7 protein-coding genes and 2 rRNA genes are annotated in these 11,323 nt (G+C 41.1%); 6 read left to right on the top strand and 3 right to left on the bottom strand.

Translation table 11 applies throughout. The features are described 5' to 3' along the window. Positions 1-2: 2 nt before the first annotated feature. From rrf (H5120_RS19830) to glsB, 3 genes are all read left to right on the top strand, one after another. Positions 3-117, top strand: a 5S ribosomal RNA gene (gene rrf, locus H5120_RS19830). 62 nt (positions 118-179) lie between these two features. Then, positions 180-294, top strand: a 5S ribosomal RNA gene (rrf, locus tag H5120_RS19835). Positions 295-1,038: 744 nt separating this feature from the next. Then, positions 1,039-1,962, top strand: a complete 924-nt coding sequence (gene glsB, locus H5120_RS19840) for a glutaminase B (protein ID WP_002961081.1) — start codon at positions 1,039-1,041, stop codon at positions 1,960-1,962. A 36-nt stretch (positions 1,963-1,998) separates the two neighbouring features. Here glsB and H5120_RS19845 read toward each other — a convergent pair whose 3' ends face one another. After that, positions 1,999-3,303, bottom strand: coding sequence for an inosine/guanosine kinase (locus H5120_RS19845; protein ID WP_024597413.1), 1,305 nt, complete (start codon positions 3,301-3,303; stop codon positions 1,999-2,001). 178 nt (positions 3,304-3,481) lie between these two features. Here H5120_RS19845 and tadA point away from each other — a divergent pair, with 178 nt between their 5' ends. Continuing rightward, positions 3,482-3,997 carry a tRNA adenosine(34) deaminase TadA gene (gene tadA, locus H5120_RS19850; protein WP_182675861.1) on the top strand — a complete coding sequence of 172 codons (516 nt, stop codon included), beginning with the start codon at positions 3,482-3,484 and terminating at the stop codon, positions 3,995-3,997. A gap of 2 nt (positions 3,998-3,999) precedes the next feature. Here the strand turns inward: tadA and H5120_RS19855 are convergent, their stop codons facing one another. Then, a complete protein-coding gene (locus tag H5120_RS19855; protein WP_002961076.1) occupies positions 4,000-4,167 on the bottom strand; it encodes a hypothetical protein in 168 nt (55 codons plus the stop codon). Positions 4,168-4,331: 164 nt separating this feature from the next. Continuing rightward, positions 4,332-5,828, bottom strand: a complete 1,497-nt coding sequence (mltF, locus tag H5120_RS19860) for a membrane-bound lytic murein transglycosylase MltF (protein WP_182675862.1) — start codon at positions 5,826-5,828, stop codon at positions 4,332-4,334. 211 nt (positions 5,829-6,039) lie between these two features. Between mltF and purL the strand changes: the two genes are divergently transcribed. Together purL and H5120_RS19870 are read left to right on the top strand one after the other, a co-directional pair. Next, on the top strand, positions 6,040-9,930 hold the full coding sequence (purL, locus tag H5120_RS19865; RefSeq protein WP_182675863.1) for a phosphoribosylformylglycinamidine synthase: 3,891 nt from the start codon (positions 6,040-6,042) through the stop codon (positions 9,928-9,930). 124 nt (positions 9,931-10,054) lie between these two features. Further along, a protein-coding gene (locus H5120_RS19870) for an IS3 family transposase (RefSeq protein ID WP_182675864.1) occupies positions 10,055-11,295 on the top strand; the annotation gives its coding sequence in 2 pieces (ribosomal slippage) (positions 10,055-10,424 and positions 10,424-11,295; 1,242 coding nt in all). Positions 11,296-11,323 lie beyond the last annotated feature (28 nt).

Genomic DNA, 11,323 nt, shown 5'->3' on the forward strand with positions numbered 1-11,323 from the left:
TGCTTGGTGACAATAGCGTTTTGGACCCACCTGACTCCATGCCGAACTCAGTAGTGAAACGAAACAGCGCCGATGATAGTGTAGCATTTGCTATGTGAAAGTAGGACATTACCAGGCTTCAAATTCAGTCGAAGGACTTTAACCTTAATAATTAAAATAAGAAAATTGAAAAGAATTTTCTTGGTGACAATAGCGTTTTGGACCCACCTGATCCCATGCCGAACTCAGTAGTGAAACGAAACAGCGCCGATGATAGTGTAGCATTTGCTATGTGAAAGTAGGACATTACCAGGATTTAATTAAGAGAAACCCGTTACAGTAATGTGACGGGTTTTTTGCTTTTTGGAATTTTGTAAATAGTCCATGCCGAACTCAGTGGCGAAATAAAGTAGTTCTAAAGCGAGCCCTGCAGAAGGACGCCCCGACACAAAGATAGTGTAGCATTTGCTATGTGCCTCTCCACCGCTGTGGCACTACGACATTACCAGGATTTAATTAAGAGAAACCCGTTGCAGTAATGTGACGGTTTTTTTGCTTTTTTGAATTTTGTAAATAGTCCATGCCGAACTCCTTGGCGAAATAAAATAGTTCTAAGGCGAGCCCCGCAGGAGGACGCCCCGACACAAAGATAGTGTAGCATTTGCTATGTGCCTCTCCACCGCTGTGGCACTACGACATTACCAGGATTTAATTAAGAGAAACCCGTTACAGTAATGTGACGGGTTTTTTGCTTTTTTGAATTTTGTAAATAGTCCATGCCGAACTCAGTGGCGAAATAAAATAGTTCTAAGGCGAGCCCCGCAGAAGGACGCCCCGACACAAAGATAGTGTAGCATTTGCTATGTGACTCTCTACCGCTGTGGGCAGTACGACATTACTAGGATTTAATTAAGAGAAACCCGTTACAGCAATGTGACGTTTTTTTTGCTTTTTAAAATTAAGAAAAACATCCCCCTTTAAATTCAACAACAAAACTAGTTGCGTCTATTCGCGCGTGCTAAAATCCAATTTTTATGAATGATGATATAGAGGTCTAGTTTGCCTACAGCTGATTACCAAAAGGTGCTTGATGAAATAGCACATGAAGTACGCCCTTTATTATCACAAGGAAAAGTAGCTGATTATATACCGGCCCTTGCAGAGGTCGATCCTGAGCAATTTTCTATCGCTATTTATACAACTGATGGTAAAACTGTATGTGCGGGGGATTGCTCTCAACGTTTTACCATTCAGTCTGTTTCAAAAGTTATGACACTTACTATGGCACTGCAACGTTATGGTGATGAACTTTGGCATCGAGTTGGAAAGGAGCCTTCAGGTACTGCCTTTAATTCGCTTACACAGCTTGAGTTTGAAAAAGGGATTCCTCGTAACCCTTTCATAAATGCAGGCGCAATTGTAACGTGTGATGCGTTATACAGCCGCTTATCTGCACCAATGCACTCTATGCTCGAGACCTTTAGGTTGTTAGCTGGTAATAGAGGGATAGTGATTGATAAAAAAGTCGCTAATTCTGAGTATGAATTTAGGCATCGTAATGCGGCTATGGCACATTTAATGAAGTCGTTTGGTAATTTCGAAAATGAAGTCGATGATGTTTTATGGTCTTACTTTAACTTTTGTTCTATTGAGCTCAACTGTATTGAATTAGCCAAAGCTTATAATTTTTTAGCAAATAAAGGTGTTGATAATCGATCGGGCGATCGTGTTTTAAGTAGCCGTCAAAATAAGCAGCTTAATTCGCTATTATTTACCAGTGGCTTATACGATGCTGCGGGGGATTTTGGTTACAGAGTAGGTATGCCAGGTAAATCGGGAGTGTCAGGGACTATTTTAGCCGTGTTACCAAATAAGTTTACGGTAGCTGTTTATTCTCCGGGACTTAATTCGTTTGGTAATTCGGTTGCAGGAATTGCAGCCCTGGAACTGCTATCTAAAAAGCTCGATATTTCTATTTTTTAGGAAGTTGATAGGGAGCAATGATTGCTCCCACCGTTATTATTGTTCCCAATAAACCTGTTCTAAGCAGTCTTCGCGTTCTGGTAAACCGCGAGATAAACGAGGAGAGTGCTGAACCAACACTTCATAACTAGCTCGATTAGCATATTTACTAATTTGCGATAGTGATGAGTAAGTAATAGCTTGTTGCTGATGCTTAGCTGAGTTTGCCACATTAAGTTTATGATAAACATTTGCTGATAAGTCATGTAGCACAGCCGCTAAAGCACAATCGCCTGCACCATTGGTGTTTTTGATTGAGTCAGGTCCACCCATAAATGGGGCTGTATGACTATATGCTCTGATAGGCTCATCACACTGGGTTTTACGCATAGCACGTGAAAATTCGTATCGATTAAAATCAGGTATTGCTCCTGGTAATAACGGATACTCGGTTTCACGCTTTAAGCTTTCGTCTACGTAGCCGGCCATAAATAAGCCTTTTTCGCCAGCGGTGCAAATTACCAAATCTACCCAATCAAGTGCTTTATCTGCAGCTAGAAGAGGGTCTTCAAAACCTGTAATAGCTAACCCTTCTTCTTCGTTCATAGCAAGAATATCAACATGCTTTTCAACAAAGTTTGCCCACCAGGTCGGGTCTTGTTCAATTAAGAATTTAGTTCCGAGTGTAAGAACAACTGGCACACCTGCATCATTAGCGTATTTTACCGCTTGCATAGTTGCTTCAGTCATCGTTTCACTACCTTGCGTACGCATGAGGTAGGCACTGATCACTAATGCTGATGAATTTTCAATAAGGTTTTTATCGATAGATTCAGGACGTAAGTGATTCATTAGGCCCGCACTTATTGCAAAAGTACGCTCACCGGTTTCATCAATTAATGTAAAGCAACGACCTATAGGCCCATCTACTGGTTGAAGATAGTTTAAATCTACACGGCTTGAGGTATTACATAAAAAGCGGTAAGCATAGCTACCTATTTTTATATTTTCGCTCATTACGCCTAATAAAACTGAGCGATCATCTGCAAGTACAGAGTAGTTGTGCATAGTGTTACCAATGGTCCCACCGGCAAACTCAAAATCAACCATATCGTTTAATTTTAAACGATCGTATAAGGCGTTCGTTATGTCGCTATCAATAACTTGTGACATACCTCTACGTAGTTGAAATTCGTCAAGGAAAGCTTGATCAACTTTTGCCTCTATATCAACAACGATCTGGTCGATACCCGTAATATAGCTACGTTGTAATCGCTCTGTTGCGTTAAGTTGATTGGTAAGTGGATCTTTGGCTTCCACTGGAAAATAATGTTTATGCCTGCGGCGTCCAGGAAATTTCATTTGCTACCCGTGTTGTGAGCTAAATAAAAAAAGCGTGAGATTATAGCGTAAATCCACACGAGTGAGCCATTACAAACAGGTAAATATCGTTTTATTTTTGCAATAAAGTAATGAATGACGCACTTTAGGGTGCTAACTAGGTATAATTACAGCATAAAAAGTTATTTAAGTAGAAAGAATGAACGAGCCATTTAATGATTCCTACTGGATGGAGCAAGCGCTTTTGTATGCAAAGCAAGCAGAGTTGCTTGATGAAATTCCGGTTGGAGCAATTGTAGTAAAAGATAACCAGCTAATTTCAGTGGGGTACAACCGCTCAATAACGGATAACGATCCATCTGCTCATGCCGAAATGATTGCAGTAAGAGAAGCTGGAAAAGTACTTAATAATTATCGCTTAATTGATTGCACGCTATATGTAACGTTAGAGCCTTGCTCTATGTGTGCAGGACTGTTGGTGCATAGCAGAATAAAGCGTTTAGTATTTGGTGCCCTCGATGCTAAAACAGGGTCTGCAGGTTCAATTATGAACTTATTACAAGAGCCTAAGTTAAATCATCAAGTTGAGGTGTGCGGTGGTGTTTTGGCACAGCAATGCGGTGATACTATTTCGAATTTTTTTAAGCGTAGAAGAGCGCAAATTAAAGCAGCTAAGAAAGCTGCTCGTGATGAACAAATAAATAAACCTAGCTAAAGTTAACTAGCGATTGGCTCTATTTCTGTTTCAGCCATTTGCTGCATAGCAAACATTCGGCGGCGCCAGATGATTTTTTTGTGCAGTTTTCTTAGCATAACACGACGACGTGTGGCTGTTGAATAAATCACATTGCGTTTTAATTTTTGTGTGCGTCTACGTTTTAGCATGTTTTCTCCTAATGCAAGAGTGAGAAAGGCGCAGGGTATATCTTATAAAATAATAATATACAAGTAATACACATTAGTGATCATTTGATGACAAGTAAACAGATATTTAATTTACTTAAATTTTGCTTACTGGCTTACTCAAAAAACTGATACCTATACAAATCTTAGTTATTGTTTTCACTCGGTTGTTCGGGCTCAATTATAGGCTGTTGTTTTTCTGTTTGCGCTTCATCTTTGTTACTTTTTTCATTTAGCTTTGGCTCGGTATCAGTGCTCTGCTCTGTGATTGGTTCTGGTTCAGGTTCTACAGCAATAGCATTATTCTCATCTAGCCAAACAAGTGCATCGTAATAGCGACGAATATTATCAACATATTTAACCGCTACATCGCCACGCGCATAACCATAGCGAGTTTTACGGTAATAGCGCTTTTTAATTAACAGCGGTAAGCGTTTTTTTACATCAGCCCATTTATCAGGGCTTGCGCCTTGCTGCTCGGTAATTATACGCGCGTCGTTAACGTGCCCCCAACCTACATTGTAAGCCGCTAGTGCAAGCCATGTTCTATCAGGTTGAGGAATTCTATCAGGAATACGCTTAATCAGTTTACTTAAATACTTACCACCACCGCGAATATTTTGCTCTGGCTCTAAGCGGTTGGTAACACCTACTTGTTTTGCTGTACTGCGGGTTAGCATCATAATACCGCGAACGCCTGTTGGCGATTTAGCGCGAGGATTCCACATAGATTCTTGATAGCTAAGTGCCGCTAATAAACGCCAATCAAGGCTACCAGCATATTGTTCAAACCATGGTTGGTATGTTGGTAAGGTTTCTTTGATAGCTTCGATATAAGCAAGGGTATTTACATAGTTAAATTGGCGCACGTGGCCAAAGTATTTTTCTTCAAGTACGTAGAGCTGATTACTCTGTTTTATATCGCCAAAAAATGGCACTAATAAGGAATATAAAGAATCATCTTTTGATTTATTAAGTATCCATGCAATCGGGTCGTTATGACTAACAGAAAAACCGATACTTAAATTTGGATGATAACGGCGAAATAACGATAGCGTATGTGTATCAGCGAGTGTGTAATCTATCTCGCCATCAATAACTGCTTGAAGTAGTTCTTCTTCATCAAACTCTTCGCTTTCTATCCAAGTAAGATCTGGATTGTTTTTTTTCATTTTTTGCAGAGTAAGCGAATGACTACTTTTAGCGATAACAGTAAAGTTGCCATCTAAGTCGGCAAACTCTCGAGGACGAACACGTCCTTGCTTATAAACTAACTTTTGGCTGATTGTTCTGTAAGTTGGCCCATAGCGGTATTGCTTTGCACGGGTTTTATTATAGGTAAGTCCTGAGGCAATTAAATCTAAATCACCGCTTTCAAGGCGTTCAAACATATCGGATAAGTTAAAAAATGGCACTATTTCAAGCTCTACACCTAAATATTCAGCAAATGCTTGAGATAGCTCATATTCAAAGCCTTGTTCACCTTGAACGGCTTGATAATAATTACTAGCACTTGCAAGTGTACCCACACGTATTTTGTTTTGCTCTTTTATTTGGGCGAGTTGAGTTGGCTGCTCTTGCATATCACATGCACATAACAGCATAACTAAAGTAATGATTATTATTAGTTTTTCTTTGAACATTGAGTGCCCCTTAAGCTCGCCAGCCACCGTTATAGCAAAACTAAGCCATCGCGTCACTTTACCTTTTATTTTATTAACCAAAAGAGGCTATAAATAAAGCTAAAAAGTTAATTTTATGAAAAGCGTAATTTTGAGTTAAATCTGAATGCTAATTGGACTATAATGCGTGCCTAAAATATCGTTCAATCCCTAACCCCGGATGAAATTACCTATGTTGATCCTTCGTGGTGCACCAGCACTTTCAGAGTTCAGAGTTAATAAAATTTTAGCGCGTTGCCAACAATCGCAACTTCCAGTCACTAACGTATACGCCGAGTATGCTCACTTTGCCGATTTAACATCGCCGTTGAGTAGCTCTGAGCAAACCAAGCTTGAAAAACTATTAACTTACGGTCCAACTATTGCTGAGCATACCCCAGCTGGCAAACTTGTACTTGTTACACCTCGCCCAGGTACCATTTCACCTTGGGCATCTAAAGCTACCGACATCGCCCACAACTGTGGTTTAAAGCAGGTTCACCGTGTTGAACGCGGTATTGCTTATTATGTTGAAGGTGATTTAAACGCAGAACAACTTGCACAAGTAACTGCGTTATTGCACGACCGCATGACTGAAGCCACACACAATGAACTTGAAGATGCGGCTCAGCTGTTTCGCAGTGATGCCCCACGCCAAATGTCGTCTGTCGATATTTTAGGTGGTGGACGCGAAGCACTAGCAACAGCCAATGTTGAGCAAGGCTTTGCGCTTGCTGATGACGAAATAGACTATTTAGTAGAAAATTTTACAAAGTTAGGACGTAACCCTAACGACATCGAATTGTTTATGTTTGCACAAGCGAACTCAGAGCATTGTCGCCATAAAATATTTAATGCTGACTGGACAATCGATGGTAAAGAGCAGCCAAAATCGCTGTTTAAAATGATTAAAAATACGTTTGAGCTAAATCCTGAAAATGTATTGTCGGCGTATAAAGATAACGCGGCAGTAATGAAAGGCTCAAAAGCGGGTCGCTTCTTCCCAAATGCGCAAGGTGAATATGCGTATCATCAAGAAGACATTGAAATACTAATGAAAGTTGAAACTCATAACCACCCAACAGCTATTGCGCCATTCTCAGGTGCTGCTACAGGTTCTGGTGGTGAGATTCGCGATGAAGGCGCAACTGGTCGTGGCTCTAAGCCAAAAGCAGGCTTAGTTGGCTTTACTGTATCAAATTTACGTATTCCAGGTTACGAGCAACCGTGGGAAAGCGATTTTGGTAAGCCGGGTCGTATTGTAAACGCACTTGATATAATGACAGAAGGTCCACTAGGTGGCGCTGCATTTAATAATGAGTTTGGTCGTCCTAACTTGTTAGGCTATTTCCGTACTTACGAAGAAAAAGTAACAAGCCATAATGGTGAAGAAGTGCGTGGTTACCATAAACCAATTATGCTTGCCGGTGGTTTAGGCAATATTCGCTCTGATCATGTTCAAAAAGGCGATATTCCTGTTGGCGCTAAGTTAATTGCGCTAGGCGGACCTGCAATGAACATTGGTTTAGGCGGTGGTGCTGCATCAAGTATGGCCTCTGGTCAGTCAAACGAAGATTTAGACTTTGCTTCAGTACAGCGCGAAAACCCAGAAATGGAACGTCGTTGCCAAGAAGTTATCGATAAATGTTGGCAGCTTGGTGACGAAAACCCAATTGCATTCATCCATGATGTAGGTGCCGGTGGTTTATCTAACGCGTTTCCTGAGCTTGTTAATGATGGCGGACGTGGTGGTAAGTTTCAATTACGTAGCATCCCTAACGATGAGCCAGGCATGGCACCACACGAAATTTGGTGTAATGAATCACAAGAGCGTTATGTACTCGCTGTTGGCGTAGAGGACTTTGACCGCTTTGAAGCAATTTGTAAGCGCGAACGTGCCCAGTACGCTGTTATTGGTGAAGCAACAGCGGAACCTCACTTAACAGTGTCAGACAGCCACTTTGAAAATAACCCTGTTGATTTGCCGCTGGACGTATTATTAGGTAAAGCACCTAAAATGCACCGCGATGTAACGTCAAAGCAAGTTGTTGGCAAGGCGCTTGATATCACATCAATAAATGCAGCAGATGCAGCGCAGCGCTTAATGCGTTTACCTACCATTGCAGAAAAAACATTCTTAATAACAATCGGCGATCGCTCAGTTACGGGTTTAGTAGCACGCGACCAAATGGTTGGTCCTTGGCAAGTACCTGTTGCTAACTGTGCTGTAACTGCGGCAACGTATGACACTTACCACGGTGAAGCTATGTCACTCGGTGAGCGTACTCCGGCTGCATTACTTAATTACGGTGCATCTGCTCGTTTAGCTGTGGCAGAGTCGTTAACTAATATTGCTTGTGCAAATATTGGTAGCCTTGAAAACATTAAGTTATCGGCAAACTGGATGGCAGCAGCGGGTCACCCAGGTGAAGATGCTGGTTTATATGAAGCTGTTAAAGCCGTAGGCGAAGAGCTTTGCCCTGCGCTTGGTTTAACTATTCCAGTGGGTAAAGATTCTATGTCGATGAAAACGACATGGAAAGATGAAGGTGACTCACAAGAGAAGTCAGTAACATCGCCGCTTTCACTGGTTATAACTGCATTTGGTCGTGTTGACGACGTACGCAAAACAGTAACGCCACAACTGCGCACAGATAAAGGCGATACATCGCTTATATTAGTTGATTTAGGTGCGGGTAAAAACCGCATGGGCGCATCAAGCCTTGCACAAGTTTATAAGCAATTAGGTGATGTAACCCCTGATGTTGATAGCCCTGAGTTATTAAAAGGCTTCTATAACGCAATGCAAGCACTTGTGGCTGATAGTAAGTTACTTGCTTATCATGACCGCTCAGACGGTGGTTTATTTACCACAGTAGCTGAAATGGCGTTTACGGGTCATACCGGTGTAACGGTTGATTTAGCAGCTTTAACAGGTTCTGACATTGAAGTGCTTTATAACGAAGAGCTAGGTGCGGTAATTCAAGTTGCAAATGCTGATTTAGATGCAGTAAATGCGGTGTTTGAACAACATGGTATAGCAGCCATTAGTCACAATATTGGCACGCTTAACAGTGACGATACGATTATGTTTAACCGTGGCGAAAGTACGGTACTTAATCATACGCGTACTGAGCTTCGTACTATTTGGGCTGAAACAACGTATCAAATGCAAGCGCGCCGTGATAACCCTGAGTGTGCTAAGCAAGAGTTTGATGCTAAATTTGATGCAAAAGATCCAGGCTTAAACGTAAAACTTAACTTTGATTTAAACGAAGATATAGCTGCACCATACATTGCAACCGGTGCTAAACCGCAAATGGCTATTTTACGTGAGCAGGGTGTTAACTCTCATTTAGAAATGGCGGCAGCGTTTAATCGCGCAGGTTTTGCAGCCGTTGATGTACACATGAGCGACATTTTAGAAGGTCGTTTAACACTAGAGCAATTTAAAGGTTTAGTGGCCTGTGGTGGTTTCTCATACGGTGACGTACTTGGTGCAGGTGAAGGTTGGGCTAAGTCTATTTTGTTTAACGACATGGCACGCGATCAATTCCAAAACTTTTTCCACCGTGAAGATACTTTCAGCTTAGGTGTATGTAACGGTTGCCAAATGTTATCAACGTTAAAAGAGTTGATCCCTGGTACTGAACATTGGCCGCGCTTTGTAACTAATAAATCAGAGCGTTTTGAAGCACGCTTTAGTTTAGTAGAAATACAAGAGAATCCGTCTGTATTCTTTAATGGAATGGCTGGATCGCGTATGCCTATAGCGGTTTCTCATGGTGAAGGTCATGCTGAGTTTGCAAACGATGCAGCCACTAAAGCGGCGCTTAATAGCGGCACTGTAGCGGTTAAGTTTGTAGATAACTACGGTAACCCTACAACGCAGTACCCAGCTAACCCTAATGGTTCTCCAGAAGGTATTACCGGTATTACGTCAACTGATGGTCGTGCCACTGTAATGATGCCGCATCCAGAACGTGTATTCAGAAGCGTTGCCAACTCTTGGCACCCAGATGAGTGGCTCGAGGATAGCCCGTGGATGCGTATGTTCCGTAACGCACGTAAAAACGTAGGTTAATTATATTTACGTTTATACAAGTTAGATTCATAATCTTACTGTAAAATAAAAAAGGCTGCATTGTGCAGCCTTTTTTGATTATACTGTCTCGTCCTGAAATATGTTTACACATATAGGACTTATTATGACCAAGTCAAATAATACACCGATCAAACGAACACAACGAGATTATTCATTAGGCTTTAAATTACAAGTTGTCGACGCTGTAGAAAAAGGCGATATGACTTATAAACAAGCCCAAAAAATTTATGGCATACAAGGTCGTTCAACCGTGCTTACTTGGTTAAGAAAACACGGTAAGATGGAGTGGACTCAATCACCTAGGATAACTATGCCTACCTCACCTAAAGCCAAAGAAAGTCCCGCTCAAAAAATCAAACGCCTCGAACGAGAGCTTGAAGATGAGCATTTACGTAACCTGTTACTCAATGAAGTGGTTAATATTCTTGACGCTGAGCATGGGACAAGCCTTCGAAAAAAGTATATTGCCAAGGAGCAAGAAGCCTTCAAAAGCAAAAAATAGTTAGCTTAGAACGTGCTTGCATGCTGCTTGGTATAACGAGACAAGCGATATATCAACGAGAGACCAGGGCCAAATCACGTGCTATTGAACTAGCACCAGTTAAAGCGATGGTATTGGAAATACGACGTTTTATGCCACGCTTAGGTGGAAGAAAGTTGTATTTTTTACTTAAACCCAAATTCATAGAGCGAGGCATAAGTTTAGGTCGAGACGCTTTTTTTAGTTATTTGAAAAATGAACGTTTATTGGTTAAACCTAAGCGTAGTTACACTAAAACTACTTTTAGTAAACATTGGATGAAAAAGCATCCTAACTTGCTAAAAGATGTGCAACCATCGAGTCCTGAAGAGTTTTTTGTCAGTGATATAACTTACGTTCAATCAGCGCAAGGTGTTCACTATCTATCGCTAGTAACTGATGCTTATAGTCGCAAAATTATGGGTTATGAACTCAGTGATGAAATGAAGGCGACAGATGTTGTTAAGGCATTAGATATGACAATCAATAATCGTCAGTATCAATGTAGTACGATTCATCATTCAGATAGAGGATTGCAGTATTGCTCGCAGATATATCAAGTAAAGCTTAATGAAAATGGCATTATTCCATCAATGACCGATGGCTATGACTGCTATCAAAATGCACTGGCGGAGCGTGTTAACGGCATATTGAAGCAGGAATTCTTACTCTATAAATGTCAAAACCTAGAAGAGTTAAAGCAGCTCGTCGATGAATCAATATTGATATACAATGAATTTAGGCCGCATTTGAGTTTAGGAATGAAAACACCAAACCAAGTGCACAAAAAAAGCCAGGAGCAAAAGCTACTGGCCTTCATTTAAAACCGTCAACGTATTTTAGGACGGGACA

The sequence above is a fragment of the Pseudoalteromonas sp. SR43-2 genome, assembly GCF_014163885.1.
Taxonomy (GTDB): Bacteria; Pseudomonadota; Gammaproteobacteria; order Enterobacterales; family Alteromonadaceae; genus Pseudoalteromonas; species Pseudoalteromonas distincta.

Coding starts and splice junctions, on each gene's coding strand:
- H5120_RS19845 (WP_024597413.1), bottom strand. CDS start 3,303: ATGAAATTTCCTGGACGCCGCAGGCATAAACATTATTTTCCAGTGGAA.
- tadA (WP_182675861.1), top strand. CDS start 3,482: ATGAACGAGCCATTTAATGATTCCTACTGGATGGAGCAAGCGCTTTTG.
- H5120_RS19855 (WP_002961076.1), bottom strand. CDS start 4,167: ATGCTAAAACGTAGACGCACACAAAAATTAAAACGCAATGTGATTTAT.
- mltF (WP_182675862.1), bottom strand. CDS start 5,828: ATGTTCAAAGAAAAACTAATAATAATCATTACTTTAGTTATGCTGTTA.
- purL (WP_182675863.1), top strand. CDS start 6,040: ATGTTGATCCTTCGTGGTGCACCAGCACTTTCAGAGTTCAGAGTTAAT.